The organism is Butyrivibrio sp. XPD2006, from assembly GCF_000420865.1.
Lineage (GTDB): Bacteria > Bacillota > Clostridia > Lachnospirales > Lachnospiraceae > Butyrivibrio.
Genome location: NZ_ATVT01000001.1, coordinates 45,674 through 69,729, shown reverse-complemented (window position 1 = coordinate 69,729; position 24,056 = coordinate 45,674). Strand labels below are relative to the sequence as shown.

Here is a 24,056-nt window from a genome sequence, read left to right as displayed (position 1 = left end):
CCCTTTACGGAAACCGCTCTGAATCACGTATTAGATCAAAATGAGTTCTTTCTGCTGAAGTACTTTTTGAGCTCCTCAATAGGCTCGGGTTTTGCGTAATGATAGCCCTGAATGTAATCAAATCCCCTGTTAACGGAATACTGATTCTGGGATTCATCCTCTACACCTTCTACCAGAGTAATGAAGCCGTTCTTCTTGAGAACTTCTATCATGTAGGACAGGATATCATCCATTCTGTCGTCATCCAATGACTTATATAGAATAGATTTATCAAATTTAATGGTCTTGACAGGACAGTTCATTATCCTCTCAAGCGATGAATAACCTGTACCAAAGTCGTCCAGGTACAGCTGTATTCCTGCCTGATTAAGTATCTTCATGTTGGTGCTGGCCTGTTCATAATTCTCAAACATAGCCGTTTCCGTGATTTCCATCCTGATCTTTGATACATCAAAATCATATCTCTCAATGATGTCGAGATAATCCTGATACATGGTCTTGTGAGAAAGCTCTTTTGACGAAACATTGATTGAAATCGCATCAAAATCATAGTATTCTTCAAGGCTCTCAACAGCCCGGCACACCTTGTTCAGTATGATACAGGTCAGGGCATGTACACATCCTCCACTCTCCGCAATCGGAATGAACATATCGGGAGTATACATTTTATCTCCGACCTTAAGTCTCATGAGTGCTTCCGCAACCTTGAAAGCTCCTTCCTCAACGCTGTAAATCGGCTGTGCGTATACCTGTACTCTCTCATCGTCCAGATTGAGTCTGTTTCTGATATCCTTTAGAGCAACTGTAATATCGTAAACATTGGCAAAGCTGTCCATATCTTCAGGTTTTGCCACATAATAATAACTGCTGTTCTGATCCTTGAATCTCTTGGAAATGTATTCGTTGAATTCTCTTACTTTTAACGGCCTGTCAAGTTCAGAAATGACCTCCTCCACAATAATGAGGTAATTGAACGGAACCTTAAGTTCTGCTTTTACGCCGTCATAGACGCCACGGATCTGATCAGCATATTTTCTGGCCTGATTTTCATCGCTGCAATTGATAACGTTTACAAATTTCTCATTCTCAAGTCTGTACATTGTAATCATAGGACTGATGTTTTCTATTGCTCTGCACGCACTCAATCCTATATACATAATCTCATCGTCATTTTCATTAATGAAATTATCAGCTGTAGGCATCCTGAATTCTGCATACATAAGATAGAATTTCTTCCGTCCGGCATTCTTTTTCAAAAATTCGTCCAAAGCATTTATACTCTGACACCCACTCTGCTCATCATAGGGAATATTGTGGAAAAGTAAAAACGCCAGAGTAAATACCGGAACATAGGTCAGTCCACTAAAAACTGTATGATTGGTGCTTATACAGTAAATCTGAGCGCATAAGATTATTATTTCAGCAGGAACAATGATGCATACTGTGTGCCAGATGACCCTTGAGATATTGGATCTGTTAGTTACCGAAGCATAGAAGCAGATGATACATGTCAAAATTCCCGCAATACAGTAAAATCTTGTAAAATGTGCTATATCAATGCCATTGAGGGTCATTTCATAGAGTCCGCTGACAGCTATATCCACAACAAGTGCGATAATATAGCAAGCAGAAAGTGCTGTGTACATCAGTAAAAATTCTCTGCGCTGCCTGCGTCTTTGAATAGACATCATGTTCACGTAAGAAAAAATATAATACAGAACTCCATTGTATGCCAATGTGAACAATATAAGCAATGTCATAAACAACGTTTTATTAAATGACTCGCCCGGATCACTTGCCATGTGAAGGATTATTATCTGAATAATTATTGCAAAGATTGCCCATATATTGCCCAGGAAGATGTATCTGTAAACATAAGACTTCTTAGGCTTTGTATACAGCATGACAAACAAAAGTAAACCTGCTATCAGCAGGCTTGCGTATTCGCCTATGGAGTTGTAAATAATCATTGAACTCATTTGCATGTAATAATATTATCACAAAACCGTATATTTTTTCATAAAACTATTATTAAATTAAGAAAAGACTCCTCCGGAATCCGAAGGAGTCTTGTTGTTACTGTGAAATTTTGAATTCTTTATTCTTCTGAGTTTGCGGCTGCAACCTTATCTGCTCTGTCGGCAACTTCCTTGGCCTGAACATCTGAAGGAGCCTGCTCATATCTTGCAAATTCATACTCGAAATCGCCTGCGCCACCGGTCATTGAACGGAGCTGTGTGCAGTATCCGTAAAGTTCCATCATGGGAACCTCAGCCTCGATAACCTGCTTGCCTGTAAGTGAAGGATTCATTCCGAGAACCCTTCCTCTTCTCTTGTTGAGATCACCCATAACATCGCCGGTGAAGCTGTCAGGTACTGTAACCTTGAGTGAAACAATAGGCTCAAGGAGAACAGGTGATGCTTCCATGAAGCCCTTCTTGAAGGCACCTGATGCTGCAACCTTGAATGCCATTTCGGATGAGTCTACAGGGTGATATGATCCGTCGTAAAGAACAGCCTTAACGCCCACTACAGGATAAGCTGCCAAAGGGCCTCTCTGAACAGACTCTGCAAGACCCTTTTCTACTGCCGGGAAGTAGTTCTTGGGAACTGCTCCACCAACAACTTCCTGCTCGAATACATAAGGTGTAAGCGGATCGCCTGATGGCTCGAAGCGCATCTTAACGTGTCCGTACTGTCCGTGACCACCGGTCTGCTTCTTGTACTTGTACTCAACGTCAGAATTCTTGCGGATAGTCTCTCTGAAAGCAACCTTAGGCTTGGTAAGATCGATATTAACCTTGTATACGTTAGCCAGCTTGGACTGAACAACCTCAAGGTGCATATCGCCCATTCCATAAAGGAGTGTCTGACGATTCTCAGCATCGTTTACAACCTTAAGTGTCTGATCCTCAGCTGAGAGCTTAGCCAGTGACTGTGCGATCTTGTCGATATCAGCCTTATTCTGAGCGTGGTATCTCATGTATGTGTAAGGCTGTGAAATATCCATCTTAGCGTACTGAACAGGATTAGCCTTGGTAGAAAGAGTATCACCCGTTGCAATATCAAGCTTCTGGAGAGCTCCGAGGTCACCTGCGTGAAGCTCTGAAACTTCAGTTGCCTTGTTGCCCTGGAGTACATAGAGCTTACCGAGCTTAACATCTACGTCCTTACTTGCGATGAACATCTGATCATCAGGCTTAAGGACACCTGAACGAACCTTGATAAGTGAGTACTTACCGATGAAAGGATCGATCATGGTCTTGAATACGAAGGCTGTCTTAGGCTTACTGAAGTCGAAATCAGCTTCGAAGATCTCATTAGTATTTGTATTAATGCCGGCCATCTTACGGTTCTCAGGACTTGGCATGTACTTAACAATATCATCAAGGACTGTATAAATACCCTGGCAGAGTGTGGAGGATCCCATCTCGATAGGAACAATAGATCCGTCACAAACGTTACTTCTTGCAGCGGCTCTGATCTCAGCCTCTGAGAATGTATCACCGTTGAAGTATCTGTCCATGAATTCCTCAGAGGTTTCTGCTACTGTCTCAATAAGAGTATCTCTGAAGAGCTTGAGGTTAGCTTCGTTGTACTCGGGAACCGGGCACTCAACAACTTCTTTGCCTTCCCATCTGAAGCCCTTTTCCTGTATTACGTTAACATATCCGACAAATTTCTCGTTCTCACGGATAGGAAGATTGAACGGAGCCATCTTCTTGCCGTACTTATCAGTGAGGTCCTGAACAACCTGTCTGTAAGAAACATCGTCGATATCCATATCTGCTACAAAGAACATACGCGGAATCTTATACTTCTCGCAAAGGTCCCATGCTCTCTCTGTTCCAACTTCGATTCCGGCCTTACCTGAAACAACGATGATAGCTGCGTCCGCAACGCTGATTGCCTCTTCAACTTCACCTACAAAATCAAAGAATCCGGGAGTATCCAGCAAATTGATCTTGTGTCCGTCCCACTCCAGAGGAATGGTTGTTGTGCTGATAGAAAAATGTCTCTTCTGCTCTTCCTTATCAAAGTCGCTTAAGGTGTTTCCGTCCTCAACCTTTCCCATACGGGAAGTGATTCCTGCAAGATAAGCCATTGCTTCTGCAAGTGTGGTCTTACCTGCACCGCCATGCCCCAACAGCACCACGTTACGAATCTTGTCAGTAGTGTAAACGTTCATATCTAATCCTCCAGTCTGGATATTTTGGGTAAAATGTATGAGATATGATACAGGTCCCCAAGAAAATCATATAACCATTTTACTAAAAAAGTGTTGTCAAAACAAGTATAATAGGTGGTTTTGCACAAATATAATTGAGTTGATTTTCTCGCTTTAAAGTGATATAGTGAGAAGCGAACTTTCCATATAAATAGGAGGACTTTTTTTCATGGACTTTAAGACCTATGGATTTATAGGACTCGGCCTTATCGGAGGATCCATTGCCCGTGCCATCAAGGCTGTTTCCCCTGAATCCAGGATCATCGCATATACTCCCCACAGAGCCACTGTGGATGCAGCTTACGAGGACGGCATCGTAGATCTGCCACTCGACGCCATCGGGGAGGACTTCCGCTCTTGTGATTACATCTTTCTGTGTGCACCTGTTGAAGTTAATAACTGGAATCTTGAATCTCTTTTGCCATATATTGACCCTAAGACCACCATTACTGATATTGGCAGCGTCAAGACCAGTATTCATGAGAAGGTAAAAGAGCTTTCGCTGGAAGATCAGTTTATCGGCGGACATCCCATGGCCGGTACCGAGAGGATAGGCTATGGCAATTCCAAGGCCAAACTCCTGGAAAACGCATACTATATTCTTACCAAAACAGATAAAACCGATGACAAGAGACTTGAAGACTATGTAGAACTTGTAAAGGCAATCGGTGCCATTCCGCTTGTTGTTCCATATCTTCAGCACGACTACGCAACAGCGGCCATAAGTCACGTTCCGCATGTAATCTCAGCTTCTCTTGTAAATCTTGTCAAGGACAATGACACAGAAGATCATCTTCTCAAGACAATAGCTGCCGGAGGATTTAAGGATATAACCAGAATATCTTCTTCCTCGCCCATCATGTGGAATCAGATCTGCACCACCAACAAGGAGAATATCTCAGCTCTCCTTTCAAGTTATATTGATGCTCTTTGCGATATCAAACTGGCTATAGACGAGAAGGACGAGGACAAGATCCTTGATTTCTTTACTTCGGCGAGGGAATACAGAGAGTCCTTCAGCGATCTCTCTTCAGGCCCTATCAAGAAGGTATATCGTATCAAGGTGGAAATCGACGACAAACCCGGTAATCTTGCCCGGGTTGCTACTCTTTTGTCCGATAACAACATCAACATCAAGAACATCGGTATCGTACACAACAGAGAATATGAACGCGGTACTCTTCGCATAGAGTTCCACGATGAAGCGGGCCTTAGTAAAGCCCAGGAAATACTTACCGACAACAACTACACCATTTACACCAAGTAAACGCGTCTACGCACGGAGAAAACAGACTATGATAGCACTTGATAAAGCAGCAAAACCCCTAAAGGGTGATATTTTTGTTCCCGGGGACAAATCCATATCCCACAGGAGCATCATGTTCGGCGCTCTGGCCAAGGGTACTACTGAGGTTACCGGCTTTCTTGAAAGCGCTGACTGCCTCTCTACAATCGATTGTTTCAAAAAGCTCGGTGTGGAAATTGAGCATACAGTAAGACCCACCCATGGGGTTCCCACAATAACCGTACACGGCAAGGGCCTTCATGGCTTTAAGGCGCCTGATTCCACACTCTATACAGGAAACAGCGGAACAACAACAAGACTAATGTCCGGAATTCTGGCAGCACAGCCCTTTGACAGTGTTATCACCGGAGATATGTCCATAGAGAAAAGACCTATGGGCAGAATAATGAAGCCTCTGACAAGCATGGGCGCTGATGTCGTTTCAGTTATGGGAAACGGCTGTGCTCCTCTTCGCTTTACCGGAGGAAGGAAGCTTCGCGGCATAAACTATCACAGCCCGGTTGCTTCGGCTCAGGTTAAATCCTGCATCATGCTTGCAGGACTTTACGCTGAGGGCGACAGCGTGGTTTACGAGCCCGCTCTTTCAAGAAACCATACCGAGATTATGCTGGCCTCTTTTGGCGCTGATATACACAATGAGCTTGCACGAGACGGCAGTGCTGTAGCAATTCTTCATCCCGGAACGCCTCTTATAGGGCGTAAAGTAAACGTACCGGGAGACATCTCTTCCGCTGCATACTTTATTGTAGCTGCTCTAATGGTTCCGGGCTCAGAAGTTCTTATCAGAAATGTAGGAATCAATAAAACAAGAGCTGGCATTTTAAACGTTCTTAACCAGATGGGCGCAGATATAACTCTTCTTAATGTTGATGAGTCCTCAGAACCCAAGGCCGATATTCTGGTCAAGTACTCTGAGCTTCACGGCAATGAGAATAATCAGTTCATCATCAGCGGAAAAGAAATACCGACTATGATAGATGAACTTCCAGTAGTTGCAGTTCTTGCTGCTACCAGTAACTTCGATACCATTATAAAAGATGCTGCCGAACTGAAAGTTAAAGAGTCAAACAGGATAGCTGCTGTGGTAAGGGGACTTAAGAGTATGGGATGTGACCTCGAAGCCACAGATGACGGAATGATAATCCATGGTGGCAAGCCCCTTAAAGGAGCCGATATAAACTGCTACAGCGATCACAGGATTGCCATGAGTTTTGCAGTTGCAGCTCTTGCAGCTGAAGGCACCACCAGAATTTTGGATGATGAATGCGTCGGCATTTCTTATCCGACCTTCTTTAAAGACTTACAGGGACTGTTGTAAAACAACAGCCCCTGCTTTTTTATTGTCAATTATCAGTGATTCATATAGAACATTCTTGCAAGTTCAGAGTTTCTATCGAGAATGATTGTCTTCTCACCCTTTCCGAGTGACTCCTTAAATGCATCAAGTGATCTTACATAGTTGTAGAACTCTGACTTCTCAGGAGTGTTGTACGCCTCTGAAAGAGTTCTCATGTACTCTGCTTCTCCTTCACCGGAGAGCTTGGCAGCTGACTTCTCAGCATCAGCCTTTAAGATTGCAACCTTCTTGTCTGTCTCGTTCTTGATCTTCTGAGCCTCAGCTGCACCTTCAGCCTGATAAGAAGCTGCGATGTTGTTACGCTCCGAGATCATTCTCTCGTATACTGCTGCCCTGTTGTCATCGGGAAGGTCAAGTGCCTTGATCTCTGCCTTTACGATCTCGATTCCGTATCCTGACATATCTGAATTGGCATCATTTGTTATGAGTTTTGTAAGGACCTCTCCTCTTGACTCGATAACTTCGTCCTGTGTCATAGATGAGATTGCTGTCTTGGTAGCGTTGTAAACTGCTGCCTCAATTCTCTCCTGGGCTCTTGCATCAAGTGCATTAAGTGACTGAATATACTTGATGGGATCAACAACCTTCCAAAGTACATATGTATCTGTGATCATGGACTTTTTGTCCTTAGTAATTACATCGGATGCAGGAATATCGTAAATCTTGGTTGCTGCACTGATGCGCTGGGTTGTCTGTACAAAAGGTGTTATCATCTTAAGTCCGGGATCGGATTCAACTTTGACGATCTTACCGAACTGCCTTACTGCTACATATTCCTTCTGGTGAACTGTATATAAAGAGTTACCAAGAATGATAAGAGCAGCAATTACTAATATTGTAATTATTGTTCCTGTTATTTTTTTCTTCATAGTCTTTTCCCTCAACTTTCACGTGTTCTATCAGTTACCGCCTGTGCTCTCAGAACTCTCTGAAGTTCCTGATGTCACTGTGGTTCCCGCAGATCCTGTAACGCCTGTGGTAAAGCTCTCCAGAGGAAGCATCTGCTGTGTGTTTCCGTCTGTGATGATAACCTTGGCATCAGGAAGAACGTTTTCCATTGCCTCATAGAACATTCTCTGCTTGGTGATCAGAGGGTATTTGCTGTATTCTTCAAAAATACTGTTAAACTTGGCTGCCTCACCTTCTGCTTCTGCAATTCTGGCTGCCTTTTGTGCTTCAGCATTCTGGACGATCCTGTCTGCCTCAGCCTCAGCTGCCGGAACCTGCTCGCTCTGGTACTTCTTGGCATTGTTAACTGCTGTCTCTTTTCCCTGCTTAGCAGTCTCAACAGCTTTGAAAGCCTGTTTGATCTCATCTGTCGGGGGCTCTGCGTCCTGTACTGTAAGGTTTACTACAGTAAGTCCTACATTCTCTTCCTGGAGCGCTTTTGAAAGTCTCTCCTTGGCTTCTGCCTGAATCTGTCCCTTAGCTGTTGTAATGACTTCATCTACAGGATAATCGATTACTGTTGAACGGATACTTGCAAGAGCGATATTCTTCATAATGCTCTCAGGACTGTTTGTGTTGTAGATATATGCCACCGGATCGCTTACCTTGTACTCAAGGTAGAAATCAATATCAACGAAGTTGAAGTCTGAGGTGATCATAATTCCCTCATCATCGATCGTGATATTCTGCCCGTTTCCATCGACAGCATATCCGATTCCGATTCCATGGGTTGTCATATCAACCTTATGTACCTTCTGGATAAACGGAATCTTGAAGTAGAGTCCTGCGGAGTTGGTCTGTACAACCTTGCCGAACTGTGTGACTACGGCCTGCTCCTGCTCACTTACATTGTAGAAAGAACCCATAACTACTGAAAGAATAAATATTATCAGTATAACCAGTAATATGTTCTTCCCAAGTTTGGATGCATCAAATTCTCTCTTTGGTCTTACATTCATAACACTTCCTCCTCTATGTTAAAAACATCCATCTGAATATATCATAATGGTAACTCCGGTGCAAAGTTTCTTATATAACAGGGTCTGCGAATTAGCGGCAGCTATCTTGCTGTTTTGTGATTTATTTCTCAATCTTTTTTTGATATACTAAGTCCTGAAAATAAGATTTGAAAGGGGATAAAGAAATGATCAACGGAATGGGCCTTATAACAGGACTTATTATTGGCGCAATTGCAGGATGGCTTGCAGGACAGCTCATGCATAATGAGGGTGGTCTCCTTAGAAATATCATCCTTGGTGTTATCGGAGGTTTCGTAGGAAACCTTGTTCTGGGACTTGTAGGCATCCACGGATCAGGAATCATCGGAAACCTGATCGTAGGCGTCATCGGATCCTGCCTGGTAATCTTCGCAGGCTCCAAGCTTCTTAAGTAAAGATATGTAAAACAGCCCGAAAGTCGTTTGGCTTTTGGGCTGTTTTTTGTTATCTGATAGTGTTGAGCATATAATTAAATCTTCTTCCGAAACCTTCAGATGCCTCGAAATACATGTGAGTTCTTGCGATAAGACAGCCGTCGTCTCTCGGAATTATATAAGCAAACTGCATCATATCAGCTGTTCCGTGAGTATTCTTGTCTTCTGATGCTGTAATTTCGATGCAGTTTCCAACATTATCAAGCTGCATCTCATACCTTGTGACGTCATATTCTTCTGACAGCTCTTTTTCCAGAGCACCGGCAACTGTCTCAGCATCATCTGAGCTGCGTGTCACCTCAAGATAGTTCTCCGGACTGTTAACATCATCATAAACAGAAATAAAACATTCACGGTCAGCATCACTCTTGCGAACAAAGGACTCATAGTCGTAGTCCATTTCAAAACCGATCACATCATTTACTATGTGTTCGTAATGAACTGTCTCTTCCATTCCCTCGAGGATTATTATGGAATCGAAGCGCTCGCCATCTTTCATGCCGCTATTTGTCTCTTCCGTGGAAGGTTCCTCAGCCTCTTTTGAAGGCTCTTCTTCTGCAGCCGATTCTGCTTCTGTAACAGGAGTTGTCTCTGTGACGGGTGTCTCATTTGAAACAGCTTCGAAAATATCTGTGCTCTCTTTTTCCTGTTTGCCGCATCCTGCAAGCATCGTCATTGTAATGAGTAACAGTGCATAGATAGATTTTTTCTTCATACGTCTTCTCCTCCTTTTACCCTTTGAAGTTGGGTCCAAGCCAGATACGACAGATCAGGTCTACAATAAACAGCGCAAATACCACAATAAACAATATATTATGGATGCGATTGTTTTTGTATTTGTCCTGAAGCCTTATAATAGCCGGATGTATCAGACAAATTGCCAGGCAAATGAGTAGACCAAACATCAGACTGGGAACCAGAGCGATTCTGCCCTTAAAATTCATGAAGTATCCGTTATAGTTCCATGTGTATCCGCCAACAGCCATATCCATAATATAGCTTCCGACCAGCTCAGCCACTGTCGCTATCACAGCCCCGACTATGAAAACGGTCCATGGCTTTTTGATCTTAAGGAGTTTAAATATTCCCAAGATAATAAAGAATCCTATACCGTAAATAGGAAGCCAGGGGCCAAATAATGTCCCCCTGTTAAGAAAACCTCTGCGATGATATATCACATCGCACCATATAGACTCATACAGCCATCCTCCAAAGCAATATATCAAAAAGTATTCAATATAATCCCGGATTGTATCCCAGCATTTGATCTTGTCCTTCATTTCTTCCTCACCCTCAACTGTCCTAACATATTTTATCATGATAACATTTTCTACGCCCAAAGGGTACTTTTTATGGTATATGGAGAAAGTTTTTGCCTGTAAAATTTTTGGATACCTGATTTTCTTTGCCCATGGCCTACTTTTTGTCATATATGTAGAAAAAGAAAAAACCATCTCTTTCATTTTCTACGCCCAAAGGGTACTTTTAGTCATATATGTAGAAAAATAGCTCAACATTACTTTTTCACTCATATGTTTTCTTTGCCCACGAGGCACTTTTTCTGATATATGTAGAAAATTGAACAGATAATGTCTACCCTGATCAGAGGATATCTATATACTCACCGTTAAGCGCTTTGTTCATGCTGCGTACTGCGCAGAATTTTCCGCACATGCTGCAGGTATCACCGTGATCATCCTCAGGTGCTCTGCTGTCTCTGATCGCTTTTGCGGTGGCCGGATCCAAAGCTTCAAGCCACTGGGCATCCCAGTCGAGTTTTCTCCTTGCCTTGGCCATTCTATCATCCCTGTCTCTTGCTCCGGGGATTCCCTTGGCAATGTCTGCTGCATGAGCAGCTATCTTGCTTGCTATTATTCCCTGATGAACATCATCGACATTGGGAAGTGCAAGGTGCTCAGCCGGTGTTACATAGCACAAAAATGCTGCGCCTGCTGCAGCTGCAATAGCTCCGCCGATAGCAGCTGTGATATGGTCATATCCGGGTGCTATATCGGTTACGAGAGGCCCCAATACATAGAAGGGTGCTCCCTTACATATTGTCTGCTGTATCTTCATGTTGGCTTCAATCTGATCCATGGGAACGTGTCCGGGACCTTCTACCATTACCTGCACATCTCTTTCCCATGCTCTCTCGGTAAGCTCACCCAGTCTTATCAGTTCTTCTATCTGGCATCTGTCGGTTGCATCCGCAAGACATCCCGGTCTGCAGGCATCACCAAGACTTATGGTCACATCGTGTTCTCTGCATATCTCCAGAATCTCATCGTAGTACTCATAGAACGGATTCTCCTGTCCTGTCATTGCCATCCATGCAAATACAAGGCTTCCGCCACGGCTTACGATGTTCATTTCTCTTTTGCCGTTCTTTATCTGCTCGATGGTATTTCTGCTTATTCCGCAGTGGAGGGTAACAAAGTCAACACCATCTTCAGCATGGAGCCTTACAACATCCACGAAGTCCTTAGCAGTAAGAGTCGCAAGGTCTCTTTGGTAGTGAATGACGGAGTCATAAATAGGCACCGTACCTATCATCGCAGGGCAGGATGTGCAGAGCTTTCTCCTGAAGGGCTGGGTATCTCCGTGGCTTGAAAGATCCATGATAGCTTCTGCGCCCATATCTACTGCTTCCATAACTTTCTTCATCTCAACATCAAGGTCCTTGCAGTCTCTGCTGACACCAAGATTAACATTTATCTTGGTCTTTAACATACTTCCGACTCCGTTGGGGTCAAGTCCCTTGTGGGCAGGGTTTGCCGGGATAACCACTTTTCCCTCGGCAACCATCTGTCTTATAAATTCCACATCTCTGTTTTCTTTTTCTGCAACCACCTTCATTTCCGGTGTCACAATGCCTTTTCTTGCAGCCTCCATCTGTGTGGAATAAGGTCTGTTTGTCTCTGAATTCATACACTCTCTCCTGATAATTTATTATGCAAATACATGCCAAAGAGGCCCATGACCGCTTCCGAGGTCAAGCTGCTCTCTTATAGATCTGTCAAGGTACTCCTTGGCTCTTTTAACACCGGATTGTATATCACAGCCAAGCGCCATATAAGAAGCTATTGCGCTGGATAAGGTACAGCCGGTTCCGTGAGTATTTGGATTGTCCACTCTCTCAGACTCGTACCAGAATAGTTTTCCGTCTGTCGTTGCCAGTACGTCGGAGGACAATCTGTCATTTAGCATATGACCGCCTTTTACAAGACAGTTGCAGCCGTATATCTGAGTAATCCTCCCGGCGGCCGCCTCCATATCATCTCTTGTCTTTATCTCATCCGATCCGAGCAGCACTTCCGCCTCCGGAATATTCGGCGTAATAAGACTTGCCAAAGGAATAAGCCGCGCACATAGCGCCGAAATTCCATCTTCCTCCATAAGCCTTGCTCCGCTGGTTGCAACCATCACAGGATCAAGCACTATATTACCGGCTTTATAAAAGGAAAGCCTGTCGGCGATCACCTCAATGAGATCACTCCTGAAAGTCATTCCAATCTTGACCGCATCCGGAAAGATATCCGTAAACACCATATCCAGCTGATCGGAAAGCACCTCTTTTGTCACCCTCATGATACTCTTTACGCCGGTTGTGTTCTGAGCAGTTATGGCTGTTATAGCACTCATGCCGTATACGCCGCAGCCATGCATTGTTTTTAAATCTGCCTGGATTCCTGCACCGCCGCTGCTATCGCTCCCTGCTATCGTTAGCGCTGTTTTCTTTTTCATTTTGCTATTTTTCCTTCTTTTACCATGTTCTGCAGTCTTTCAAGTACATGATTATGCTTGAGCACTGTGACAAGAATTGCAGCAATAATTGTTCCTCCTACAGTACTTACAAGGAACGGAACTACGTATACAAAAAGCGCAACCTCTTTGCCCATAACAAAAGCCGCAACAGGGTATGCAAGCAGTCCTCCGATGATTCCTGTTCCTATCACCTCCGCTACATATGTGAGCGAAAGCTTTCCGGTGTGCTTATATACAAGACCGCAACAGAACGCTCCTACCATACTTCCGGGAAAAGCAAGAAGAGTTCCTGTTCCCAGAAGGTTTCTTATGAGGGATGTGCAGAATGCTATTCCAAGTCCGTAACCCGGTCCTAAAAATACAGCTGCAAGAACATTGACCATGTGCTGGATCGGAAAACACTTTGATCCGCCGATAGGGATGGAAAATGTCGATAATACTACTGCCAGTGCCACAAACATCCCCGATAATACAAGCTTTACTACTGATTCTTTCTTCATTTCAAAATCTCCTCCTTAGCCTTTTGTTTAAGGCTTTTTGTATTTTCTTTTATATCCAAAGCACCAAAGATGCTTGATATCACTGCAATCCCCGAAAGTCCCAGCCCCGCGAGCTGTCCCAGATTCTCACCTGTTATCCCTCCGATTGCGACCACAGGGATCGGGATGTTCGATGTGATCTCTTTATATGTCTCAAGGCTTGTTATCGGCTTTGCATCCTTCTTGGTATCCGACCCGAATGCCGCTCCTACCCCAAGGTAATCTGCCCCCTGCAAAAGAGCTTTCTGCGCCTCCTTTAAGTTATGAGCAGTTGCACCGATTATGAAATCTTCTCCAAGTATGGCTCTTGCCTTTTCTACCGACTCATCCTCAAGGCCAAGATGGACACCTGCTGCGCCCACAACCCTGCATACCTCCACGTTGTCGTTGATGATAAGAGGAATGTCGAAGCTCTCACAAACCTTATTGACCGCTATTGCAGTCTTTATGTACTCAGTAGTGGTCATGTTCTTCTCGCGGAGCTGAATCATGGTTGCTCCCCCAAGGATGGCCTGCTCAACAGAATCTGTAAGGCTTATGCCTTCCTTCAGGATATCTCTGTTAGTTATAGCGTACAGAAATGTATCAAGTCCGCTAAGTCGCTCTCTTCTGTTAAGCCTGGTAAGGCTAAGCTGATCTATCAGGGCGTTTTTGTAATGCATAGTTCCAAGTCTTTTTTCTTTTTGGCAAAAGAGCTCTGCCCTGGCGGCATTTATCTGATATACGGACACTGCTGCCCTTATGGCATTTACGAAGTCTCCGGTTTCACCTTCTTTTTTGGCTGCCCCCAGGTATGCGCCGATTATTGCGCTCATCATGCATCCTGCTCCGGTAAAGAGCTTTTGCATGCTGCTGCCTCCCGGAAGTTCCAAAAGCAGATTGGATGCAGCATCACCAACAGATACTTTGCTGCCGCTTGCCACGATCACTGCCCCTGAAGCTTTTGAAAGGGCCAATATTTCCTTCGTATACACATGCGTCTTCGTATCTTCAACACCGGAGAAGTGATCCCTGTCGTTTTGTTCTCCGCAAATACCGGAGATTGAACAAAGCGCTTTTATTTCAGCGGTATTCCCTCTTATGCATGTAAAGTGCACTTCTTTCAGAAGTTCTTTTAACATATCTCTTCTGAAGTCTGTCGCACCTGCACCTACAGGATCAAGGACGATCGGTATCCCAAGCTCGTTAGCTCTTTTCCCGGAAGATAAAAAGACCTTCAGCCTTTCGGGAGAGGGTGTTCCTGTATTGATGACAAGGCTGTCACAGTTTTCTGTTATCTGTGCACACTCGCATAGAGCATCTCCTCCTATTGCTGTTGCGCCTACAGAAAGACATGCATTTACCACGTCATTTACGGTGATATAGTTGGTTAAAATGTGTATTTGCGGGCGAATATCCCAAAGATCATAAGTCATGAAAATCACGTTTGATCATGACTGAGAGAATTTGCTGTCAGCTTCTGTATGATGGTAAAAAACAAGCGCCATCTGATACAGATGACGCTAATTACGCATTACTAATTGACGATTCCTACGTTGGCATTATCCAAATCAGGTTTAGGGTCGTGCATTCATGCACCTCTCAGCCATTATCAGCTCCCCTTGTCCGGTATTTTATTGTGTTTGCAGGTCTTTGTAACCTACAGTTATAGAATATATCACTCCACCCCGGCATATGCAATAGCATTCTCGCAGAGATTTAGCAGAATTTCAACATTTTTAACCATAGACCGTATTGGAACATATTCAAATCTTCCATGGGCATTTTCGTAACCGGCAGAAAGATTCGGACATGGGAGACCTCTGAATGACAGGGCTGCGCCGTCCGTTCCGCCTCTGAAAGGTTCACAGACAGGCTCTATGCCCGCTTTCTTAATTGCTTTTTTCAGATTATCAATCATAAACGGGACGTCCTTCAGTACTTCCTTCATGTTGCTGTACTGATGGGTTATGGTAAGCGTCACCCTGTCCTGCCCATATTCAGCTCTTAGCTTATCAGCACATTCTTCTAAAAATGCTTCACGCCTTTTGAAATTATCATGGTCAAAATCACGTATAAGAAGCCTTACTCTTGCATGCTCGCAGTCACTCTCACAGGATATCACATGGTAGAAGCCTTCTACACCCTCCGTGTACTGTGGTCTCTCATTTCGGGGAAGCATAGCCATAAACTCAGCCGACATATCAACTGCATTTATCATGATTCCCTTGGCAGTTCCGGTATGAACGCTTCTGCCTGTAAATTCCAGCACCGCTTCCGATGCATTGAACGTCTCATCCTCATACCAGCCCAGGTGATCCCCATCCAGTGTGTAAGCAACCTTTGCTCCGAACCTCTCAAGATCAAGGTCTCTTGCAAGACCACCAACCTCCTCATCGGGAGTAAATGCAATACATACATCTCCATGCTTTACATCGCCGTGGTTCACAAGATATTCGGCAAAAGACATTGTGGCTGCAATCGAAGCCTTATCATCTCCGCCAAGAAGTGTTGTTCCGTCTGTAAGTATAAGGTCCTGTCCTATATACATGCCAAGGTTTGGATAGTCAGAAGCCTTCATAATGATGTTTTTCTCTTTGTTAAGTACAATGTCTCCGCCGTCGTAGTTTTCCAATACCCAGGGCTTTACATTTGTGCCACTGGCATCAGGTGCAGTGTCCATATGCGCTATAAAGCCTATAGGCATCACCGTATCATTCTGTATGTTGGCAGGAATCCTGCCATAGACAACACATCCATCTTCATCCATGAAAACATCGGATACACCTATATTTATAAGCTCATCCTTTAGCACACGTGCAAGGTCTTTTTGCTTATCCGTCGTTGGCCAGTGTCCTGTATATTCTGCTGACTGCGTATCAATCCTTGCATAGCGCATCAGTCTCTCTTTTACCTGTTCGTATATTTCTCTTTGATCCATATCAGGCCATCTCTCCCGCCACATTTATAGAATAATTATCTCGTATTTCCTTAACATCTTCGGTCAGTCCCAAAATCCACATGAGCTTTGTAAGTGCTGCCTCCGTTGTCATGTCGTGAGCCTCAAGTGCGCCGATCTCAAGAGCTCTTTTCCCTGTCTCATAGACATCCATCTTGGTTCCTTCATATCTGCACTGGGTTCCGACAACTACAGTAATTCCGCTTTGAATAAGTTTATCCAGAGCCCCGATGAAATCATGCTTAATAAAAGGCATTCCTCCGATTCCATAAGCTTCAATATATATTCCCTTGTACCCCTGATCGGCAATTGACTCAATAAAGCTCCTGTGTATTCCCGGGAACATTTTTATCATGCAAACCTTATCTGAGTATGTGTCAGTCAGTTTGAAAATCCCGGTTCTCTCGGGAACTGCTGCCGTGTCAATCTTCATTCCCAAAGAGCTTATTGTCGCAATATTAGGATAGTTGATACTCTCAAATGCATCAAAGCTAAGCGACCTTACTTTTGAAGCCCTGCACCCAAGCATTACTTTTCTGTTAAACGCAACAAACACACCCGGGATCTGACTGGCTGCCATGTGGATTGCGCATCTGCAATTTTCCATAGCGTCAGCCACAGGATTGGTGATGGAGAGCTGCGAGCCTGTTATTACGACGGGAATGTTTATGTTCCTCAGCATATATGAGAGCATGGATGAAGTATATGCCAACGTATCAGTGCCATGTATAACTACAATTCCATCATAATCATTTCGGCACTGACTTATTCTCTGTGCCAAAGAGCTCCAGTCCTCCGGGAATATATTCGCACTGTCCACGGAGCAAAAGTCCTCAATTTCAATATCAGTATCACCCGATACCATCTGAAGCTCCTTCTGCATATCATGGATTGAAAGCCCCGGTATAAGGCCGTTACTCTTCATTACGGCGGATAATGTTCCGCCTGTATTTATTATCAGAATCTTTCTACTCATATCTTTTTCCTCAACATTATCATTATTTTAAAAAAGATCCTCCATATAGGGCTTTAGCATATCCATAAGAAGATCCGTTGCCTCCTCAGGCGAGGTGTCAGGGTAGTTTCTTATCCACAGATCCATAACTCCGAGAAAGCCCGACACCAGAAATCTTATCAGAGTATCTGCCTTTTTCCCCTTCTTTGAAGAAGAATGATCCACTGCAATCTTAACCTGTTCCTCAACGGTAGTCTCCATCTTTTTCAGGAAAGTTCCGTTTTTATCATTTTCCAGAAGCAGTTTGTATATTTCCTTGTTTTCTCTTAGATAATCAAAAATCATCTGAAGCGAGTCTCTTTTTATCTTTATCTCTTCGCTTCCACTGCACTGTGTGAGCATCTCATCCACATAGCTGTCAATGCAATAATCCATCAGATGATACTTATCCTCAAAGTGCAGATAAACTGTTCCTCTGTTAATATCCGCTTCATCAGCAATATCCTGAATTGTGATTTTCTCAAAGCCTTTTTCCTTAAGAAGCTTTAGAAAAGCATTTAAAATTAGTTTTCTTGTTCTTGCAACTCTTCTGTCCATATTACCTCTTTCTGAACAATTTAGCCCTATCTGTTGATTATCCAACATTTCCGGAAACAATAACTATTGCAGGTGCTATTTATCAGCTATATGATGACGATAACACACAGATGTTTATAAATCAACAAATGTTCACAAAGGAGTTTTATTATGAAAATACTTATTTTAGGAAGAGGCGTGATCGGAAGTCAATATGGATGGGCGCTTGAAAATGCAGGAAATACGGTAGATTTCTTTGTAAGAAAAAGCATCCGGCATACTTACGCTGACTATATAGAGCTGCACACCTATGATGGCAGAACGAAAAAGAATATAGATACAAAATGGGATATCAATCTGAAATACGAGATTTCACCGGAAGAAAAGTATGATCTGATCCTGATCAGCGTAAATCCCGAGCAGGTAACGAATGCTGTAGAGAGCGTAAAATACTTTGCCGGTGAAGCCACAATCCTTCTTATGGGCAACTATGGCGGAAATCCCGTGGATAATATCGATATCCTCCCCAAGGACCGGTTCGTTGTCAGCTTTCCAAGCGCAGGCGGAGGAATCACAGAAAACGTTCTAAACGGCATCCTTTATGGTTCCGTCCAGATAGGCACTTCTTCTGATGCCCTCTCAAGTAGGGAGCAGATGGTAAAAGAGCTCTTTGAATCAGCAGGCTTTAAAGTGTCTGTCCACAAAGATATCAATGCCTTTCTCTGGAATCACTACGTGCTCAACGCTGCTATGGAGACGGAAGTCTTAAAGCGCGGAAGTTTTGAAGCTGTGATAACTTCTAAAGACGGCCTGGCAAGTATGATGCGAAACGTAAAAGACATGATCCCATATCTCAAGGCCAAGAACATCTCTCCGGATCTGCCTGTCAGAGCCATGAGTATACTCCCTGCAGATATTATTGCATCTCTAATGATGCGCACCTTGTATAAGCCTGGTACACCAGCATATAACGCCGTAGCTTTCAACAAGTATACCGTAGGCTACAGTGTAAGAGAGATCTGCGAAGATGCCCGTAAACTGGGAGTTTCACTTCCTCGCATAGAAAGTGCGCTGTAAGTCATTTATGAGAATTCATATTTCTCTCATAGCACCATCTTGATAAGTCTTTTATAAGATCAAGCGGCAGTTCTTTATTATTAGGCAATTGTATAGCGCCCTTACTTGTTTTATAGTCCTGCAATCGATCAGCAAAAAACTCAATAGCTTCAGGCCCTGGATACAATCCAATATGCTTTTTGGCAGCGGCAAAATGGATAATATTTCTTCCTTCCCAAAAAGTTGGCATTCCCCACGATATGCGTTCTTCTGCATTTGGCATTGCATCACTGATCACTTTGTAAACGTCTTCCAAACGAGGGCGAATTGTTTCATCTTGTTCAGCTATATATTTCTTTATTGGATTCATATTTGTATGTACATCCTTTTGATCGTTAGTTTGAACAGCCATAGAATTGATACCTTCGCTTTGCTTCATAACTAATTTCAGCTATGCCCTGTGTTCCCATATGTTCTACCACAACAGATGACACAGCACATCCATACTTGCAAGACTCCTGCAGGCTAAGACCTTTTGAAAGGCCATGGATGAATCCGGCCACAAAGCTGTCTCCTGCGCCGGTGGTATCGATGACCTTAGCATCGGGATAAGCTGGGATGTGGCCTTCTTCGGAAGCATTTTTGTAGTAGCATCCCTCTTTCCCGCATTTGATGATCACGGTATTTGCTCCGTGCTCAATAAATATCTCTGCGCTCTCTACAGGGTCACTCTCGCCGGTCAGGATCGATGCTTCCTTCTCATTTGGGATTATATAATCGATATACTTAAGGATCGGCTCTAGGTCTTTTATCGTCTCACCATTCTTGGCAGTTGTCATGTCTGCAACGAGGACACGGCCGGGAGTTTCTTTAATCTGTCTAAAAACCTCTTCCATGTCACTTACTGTCAGTTTGGGCGACACAAAGATACTGGCAAAACTCACGATATCTCCGGCATCATCAAGATGAGGCAGTATATGCTCCTTGGACAGTTTTCTTAAAGAGCTCTTAGGATTTGTGATGAAATATCTCTCACCATCGCCGTCCACAAGAACTATATTTGTTGCTGTCGGAATGTCTGCGCTTGTAGTTATTTTTCGGGTATCAACCTTGTTTCTGTCAAGACACTTTTTCACGATCCCGCCGGCTTCGTCACCTCCTAAAAGAGATATTATCTCAGTCTCATTCCCAAGACCTGACAATACAACAACCTCATTAAGGGCATCCCCTCCGCAGGACATACCTATATTTTCTGCAGGGACGGAGCCCTTCTTAAAAATCTCTTTATCTACTGCTCCCGCGTATATATCTACTATTGCTGCTCCAATAACTGTGACCTTACAACTCATACATAACTCCTGTTACAAAAGTGGCAGTACCTTATCTTCTATAAACTCTACTCTGTCAAAGATGCGAGGCTTAAATGTACCTGTGATTCCCACTGATACGTTTCTCTCTTTGCTGACATAGATTATGTTTCCGCTATCTCCGATTGCCGCGTAAACTTCTCTGTCGTCAAACGGTTTGTACCAAAGATATCCGTAGCTCATATATCCCATCCGCTCACCAAGTTTGAGGTGAGGCGTGAGCATGTCTTTTAAGTAGTTCTCGGAGATGATCCTTTTGCCGTTAAAAGAGCCGCTTTCAAGGACAAGCTCTCCGATCACCGCCATGTCTTTTGCCGACATACACAGTCCCCAGCCGGCTGTGACACTTCCCTGCGGATCAGTGTACCACTCATATTTCCTGGGGTTTTTGTTCATGAAGAAATCAAACTGATCCTCCTTGGAGCTGTCTCCGTGTGGGATCCTTGCAGGAAGTCCCAATGGGCCAAAGAGCTCTCTGTTGGCAAGATCTAAGCATTTCTCTCCCGTAGCTCTTTCAATTATTCCTGCCAGAATCTGGATACCGAGAGTTGCGTACCTGAACTCACCCGTGATGCCACCTCGGCCTCCGAGGTTATCCAGAATCGCAAGAGTAAAGTCCTGTGACGTGCACACCTTCTTCCAGGGCTCCGACTTTCCCTTATACGGAGCTGTCATTGTGAGCAGGTGCCTGATCGTGACATCATAGATAGTCTTCTCCCCGCGCTTAACCTTGTAATCCGGGAAAAAATCCATCACCTTCTGATCCACGTCTTTGATGCAGCCCTTATCCAGTGCGATTCCCGCAAGCAGAGCCATAATGCCTTTGGTAACAGAATTGACGTTCATTGCATCCTCGGTCTTAAAAGAATGCCAGCAATCGTTATAAGCAGTCATGCCGTCCCTGATCGCATATATCTGACAGATATTGCTCTCATTGCCGCTGCTTCCTGCCACAAACTCATGGAACTGTTCTTTATTCATCAAAAAAGCCTCCTCTTAGGTAAGATTCGGACGTCCTAAGAAAAGGCTAATATGATTAAAAATTGTTTTCAAGCAAAATCTTAAAATTATTTGATTACAGGTTCAATTCTCCTTGAAATAACAACTGCAAGAGCAAGCTTAAGAAGATCAGGGATGATGAACGGGAATACGCACCATCCAAGCACTGTAATAAGTCCTACTTCTCCGCTGGTTCTCATATAAACATGCATAAACCATGCTGTTCCGAATGCGTAGCATACTGCAAGTCCGATGACCAGTGCTACTATCTTAATGACAATGTTCTTCTTGAAGAACTTGGTGAAAAGAATGTATATAAATCCTGTAAATAAGAATCCGATAATATATCCGCCTGTGTTTCCTAAAAGTACTCCGATACCTCCCGAAAATCCCGCAAAAACAGGAACTCCGATAGCTCCGAGAAGAATGTATACCAGGGTTGCAATTGTTCCTCTCTCACCGCCAAGTGCCAGCAGTACAAAGAATACTGCGAATGTCTGAAGTGTAAAGGGAACTGCTGTCGGTATGCTGATCCAGGAACATATAGCTATAAGCGCTGCTCCGATTGCGATGTATACCAGATCTAATACTTTTGAATTATCTCTTGTCTTAACTGCTTCTGTACTACTCATGATGTCTGTATCCTCCAACAAAGTTATTTGTAAAAAGCCTTTATGAAGGTAACACAACAAAAATAGATTGTCAACCATATAAATCATTTAGGTTGACAATCTAATATATTAACAATAATCTTTGCAATCAGCGAATTTTTGGTCACTGTGGCTTTCCCGTTTGCAAACAGACTTGATGCTCTTTTTTTAACGTCATCAGGAAAGCTGTTTATATCCGAATCAAAGTTGATTCCAATCCCTGCAACTATCCACTGCAGGGTTCCTGAGTCAAACTCGCTTCCGGATTCCAGCAGGATTCCGCATATTTTCTTACCGTCGACATACAGATCATTGATACCGTCAATATAGGCTTCGATACCTGTAAGCTCCTTGATAGCACTGATAACAGCATTTCCGACAAAAGAGGTAACTTCTTTATAGTCGGTACTGAACAAAAAATCAGGCCTTAAGACAATGCTCATATAAAGCCCGCCTTCAGGTGAAAAGAAAGAATGATCCTTTCTGCCCCTTCCGCCTGTCTGAGTCGCAGCAACTATGACTGTTCCGTGAGATGCTCCCGTCACCGCAAGCTCTTTTGCCTTATCACTTGTGGACTTAAGGCTCTCATACACATAAATATCAGCCTTGTCGTAATCAGCCGGCAGAGATGCCTTAATACCCTCCACTGAAATAATGTCGTTACCGCTTGTCAGCTTATATCCCTTGTTACTGACTGCCTCAATGCAGTAGCCCTTTTCACGAAGGTCCTTAATGGCCTTCCAGATTGCATTTCTGGAAACGCCGCACTGTCCTGCAATCTCTTCGCCGGATGTATATTTGTCTTTATTCGATTCAAGTATAAACAGTACTTTTTCTGATGTAGTCATTTTATAAGTCCTCTTCTCATTACACTGTTATATTCTTAGATTCAATAAACCTTTGAATCTTCTCATATCGTTCACACATCGAACGATGCGCAGGATCCGGGATCCAGCTTCCGTTGTGATGATGAAGGGTGTAGCTTAACTGCGTGTTGTAGATGATCCCGGTATCAAAGCTTTTGCCTGTCAGAACTTCAAATGGATAAACAGTGATATCCTCAACAGACTGGAAACCGCCGTTTTTTTTGAGGCCATGCTTCTCAATGACCTGCGTGTAACGCACCGGACATGTGGAATTGTCCCAGGTCCCATCAGGCTTAAAGTATGGTCTTTTCTCATAGCTCTCACAGATTTCCTGAATGATTGGATGCCCCGGCCTGGCACCCATTCCGGAGCCGCATTCAATTCGTCCCAAAGACTCAAAGCTCATATAGGCATCATTGTACAACAGATCATCAATGGAACGAAGCATCTCCACATCAAGATCCATATAAATACCACCATATCTGCGAAGCAGGTCTGCCCTGGTATAATCCGATGCAAATGCCCAATTCTTATTCTCTATAGCCTGTTCAAAGAAAAGACAATGATCCGGCTTATATGACTCCAGATTCCAGATTTTTATCTCATAATCAGGCGCATACTTCTTCCAGGATCCAAGGCATTTCAGATACAGCTCAGGCATAGGATCCCCTGAAAACCAGATTGCATGGATTATCTTGGGAATCATTGGTTTGTTATGCTTTCGATAATTCACAGGTGGCTTATCAGCCGATAAAAGAAGTATATCCTCATAAAGTGATTCCAGAAAAATAGACGGAACAGCACCAAACCCTGCCAAACGCCTATCGGCCCTCAGCTGAGAGAGGATCTCTTCATAACCCGCTACAGCGATCAGAATAATTGTCTTGTCGACGTCCATCTCATAGAGCTCCTCTTTTTCGACAACTCCCTTGAAATTGTTTATCAGACCGCTTCTACGCAAAAAAGGGCAGGTGATATTTCTAAAATGCTTACCACTACCCAAACAAACAATATCTTTTGTTTTTAATGCTTCAAAGTATTCGATTATTTTCATTGACCTGCCAACAGCCCCTA

General features: G+C 43.6%; 23 protein-coding genes and 1 riboswitch. Of the genes, 4 read left to right on the top strand and 19 right to left on the bottom strand.

Translation table 11 applies throughout. The features are described 5' to 3' along the window. Positions 1–35: 35 nt before the first annotated feature. Positions 36–1,970, bottom strand: a complete 1,935-nt coding sequence (locus G590_RS20225; RefSeq protein WP_196802454.1) for an EAL domain-containing protein — start codon at positions 1,968–1,970, stop codon at positions 36–38. 128 nt (positions 1,971–2,098) lie between these two features. After that, entirely contained in the window at positions 2,099–4,189 is a 2,091-nt protein-coding gene (locus tag G590_RS0100400) for an elongation factor G (protein WP_022763686.1), read from the bottom strand. Between the two features lie 208 nt (positions 4,190–4,397). On the opposite strand from G590_RS0100400, the gene G590_RS0100395 reads away from it, so the two are divergent. Next, the gene (locus G590_RS0100395; protein ID WP_022763685.1) at positions 4,398–5,495 is read left to right on the top strand and encodes a prephenate dehydrogenase/arogenate dehydrogenase family protein; all 1,098 of its coding nucleotides are present in this window, start codon (positions 4,398–4,400) and stop codon (positions 5,493–5,495) included. Between the two features lie 28 nt (positions 5,496–5,523). After that, a complete protein-coding gene (gene aroA, locus G590_RS0100390) occupies positions 5,524–6,852 on the top strand; it encodes a 3-phosphoshikimate 1-carboxyvinyltransferase (RefSeq protein WP_022763684.1) in 1,329 nt (442 codons plus the stop codon). A 32-nt stretch (positions 6,853–6,884) separates the two neighbouring features. Here the strand turns inward: aroA and hflC are convergent, their stop codons facing one another. Both hflC and hflK read right to left on the bottom strand, forming a co-directional pair. Continuing rightward, positions 6,885–7,760 (bottom strand): protease modulator HflC, encoded by an 876-nt coding sequence (gene hflC / locus G590_RS0100385; RefSeq protein WP_022763683.1) that lies wholly within the window; start codon positions 7,758–7,760, stop codon positions 6,885–6,887. Between the two features lie 30 nt (positions 7,761–7,790). Continuing rightward, the gene (gene hflK / locus G590_RS17875; protein ID WP_022763682.1) at positions 7,791–8,798 is read right to left on the bottom strand and encodes an FtsH protease activity modulator HflK; all 1,008 of its coding nucleotides are present in this window, start codon (positions 8,796–8,798) and stop codon (positions 7,791–7,793) included. A 185-nt stretch (positions 8,799–8,983) separates the two neighbouring features. Here hflK and G590_RS0100375 point away from each other — a divergent pair, with 185 nt between their 5' ends. After that, positions 8,984–9,232 (top strand): GlsB/YeaQ/YmgE family stress response membrane protein, encoded by a 249-nt coding sequence (locus tag G590_RS0100375; RefSeq protein WP_022763681.1) that lies wholly within the window; start codon positions 8,984–8,986, stop codon positions 9,230–9,232. Positions 9,233–9,281: 49 nt separating this feature from the next. On the opposite strand, the gene G590_RS0100370 is transcribed toward G590_RS0100375, so the two are convergent. The 9 genes from G590_RS0100370 to G590_RS0100330 all read right to left on the bottom strand — a co-directional run bounded on the left by G590_RS0100370 (position 9,282) and on the right by G590_RS0100330 (position 18,065). Beyond that, positions 9,282–9,986, bottom strand: coding sequence for a hypothetical protein (locus tag G590_RS0100370; RefSeq protein ID WP_022763680.1), 705 nt, complete (start codon positions 9,984–9,986; stop codon positions 9,282–9,284). 16 nt (positions 9,987–10,002) lie between these two features. Next, entirely contained in the window at positions 10,003–10,590 is a 588-nt protein-coding gene (locus G590_RS0100365; RefSeq protein ID WP_196802453.1) for a putative ABC transporter permease, read from the bottom strand. A gap of 283 nt (positions 10,591–10,873) precedes the next feature. Further along, positions 10,874–12,199, bottom strand: coding sequence for a phosphomethylpyrimidine synthase ThiC (thiC, locus tag G590_RS0100360; protein WP_022763678.1), 1,326 nt, complete (start codon positions 12,197–12,199; stop codon positions 10,874–10,876). 21 nt (positions 12,200–12,220) lie between these two features. Continuing rightward, positions 12,221–13,015 carry a bifunctional hydroxymethylpyrimidine kinase/phosphomethylpyrimidine kinase gene (gene thiD / locus G590_RS0100355; protein WP_022763677.1) on the bottom strand — a complete coding sequence of 265 codons (795 nt, stop codon included), beginning with the start codon at positions 13,013–13,015 and terminating at the stop codon, positions 12,221–12,223. After that, entirely contained in the window at positions 13,012–13,536 is a 525-nt protein-coding gene (thiW, locus tag G590_RS0100350; protein ID WP_022763676.1) for an energy coupling factor transporter S component ThiW, read from the bottom strand. The genes thiD and thiW overlap by 4 nt, the downstream gene beginning before the upstream one ends. Further along, a complete protein-coding gene (gene thiE, locus G590_RS20945; RefSeq protein WP_022763675.1) occupies positions 13,533–14,990 on the bottom strand; it encodes a thiamine phosphate synthase in 1,458 nt (485 codons plus the stop codon). Before thiE ends, thiW begins: the two co-directional genes overlap by 4 nt. Positions 14,991–15,084: 94 nt before the next feature. Further along, positions 15,085–15,187: riboswitch (TPP riboswitch) on the bottom strand. 45 nt (positions 15,188–15,232) lie between these two features. Beyond that, positions 15,233–16,495 carry a peptidase T gene (pepT, locus tag G590_RS0100340; protein WP_022763674.1) on the bottom strand — a complete coding sequence of 421 codons (1,263 nt, stop codon included), beginning with the start codon at positions 16,493–16,495 and terminating at the stop codon, positions 15,233–15,235. Between the two features lies 1 nt (position 16,496). After that, positions 16,497–17,489 carry an asparaginase gene (locus G590_RS0100335; RefSeq protein WP_022763673.1) on the bottom strand — a complete coding sequence of 331 codons (993 nt, stop codon included), beginning with the start codon at positions 17,487–17,489 and terminating at the stop codon, positions 16,497–16,499. A 27-nt stretch (positions 17,490–17,516) separates the two neighbouring features. After that, positions 17,517–18,065, bottom strand: a complete 549-nt coding sequence (locus G590_RS0100330; RefSeq protein ID WP_022763672.1) for a TetR/AcrR family transcriptional regulator — start codon at positions 18,063–18,065, stop codon at positions 17,517–17,519. Between the two features lie 150 nt (positions 18,066–18,215). Between G590_RS0100330 and G590_RS0100325 the strand changes: the two genes are divergently transcribed. Further along, positions 18,216–19,121: a ketopantoate reductase family protein gene (locus G590_RS0100325; RefSeq protein ID WP_022763671.1), complete on the top strand. Its 906-nt coding sequence runs from the start codon at positions 18,216–18,218 to the stop codon at positions 19,119–19,121. 1 nt (position 19,122) lies between these two features. Here G590_RS0100325 and G590_RS17865 read toward each other — a convergent pair whose 3' ends face one another. The 6 genes from G590_RS17865 to G590_RS20220 form a co-directional block, all read right to left on the bottom strand. Beyond that, positions 19,123–19,512, bottom strand: a complete 390-nt coding sequence (locus G590_RS17865; RefSeq protein WP_022763670.1) for an iron chaperone — start codon at positions 19,510–19,512, stop codon at positions 19,123–19,125. Beyond that, positions 19,496–20,449, bottom strand: a complete 954-nt coding sequence (locus G590_RS17860; RefSeq protein WP_022763669.1) for a carbohydrate kinase family protein — start codon at positions 20,447–20,449, stop codon at positions 19,496–19,498. Before G590_RS17860 ends, G590_RS17865 begins: the two co-directional genes overlap by 17 nt. Before the next feature lie 12 nt (positions 20,450–20,461). Beyond that, positions 20,462–21,448 carry a serine hydrolase domain-containing protein gene (locus G590_RS0100310; RefSeq protein WP_022763668.1) on the bottom strand — a complete coding sequence of 329 codons (987 nt, stop codon included), beginning with the start codon at positions 21,446–21,448 and terminating at the stop codon, positions 20,462–20,464. Between the two features lie 86 nt (positions 21,449–21,534). Beyond that, positions 21,535–22,098 carry a biotin transporter BioY gene (locus G590_RS0100305; protein WP_022763667.1) on the bottom strand — a complete coding sequence of 188 codons (564 nt, stop codon included), beginning with the start codon at positions 22,096–22,098 and terminating at the stop codon, positions 21,535–21,537. A gap of 83 nt (positions 22,099–22,181) precedes the next feature. Further along, entirely contained in the window at positions 22,182–22,964 is a 783-nt protein-coding gene (locus G590_RS17855) for a biotin--[acetyl-CoA-carboxylase] ligase (RefSeq protein WP_022763666.1), read from the bottom strand. A gap of 19 nt (positions 22,965–22,983) precedes the next feature. Continuing rightward, a complete protein-coding gene (locus G590_RS20220) occupies positions 22,984–24,036 on the bottom strand; it encodes a glycosyltransferase family 32 protein (protein WP_022763665.1) in 1,053 nt (350 codons plus the stop codon). Between the last annotated feature and the right edge of the window lie 20 nt (positions 24,037–24,056).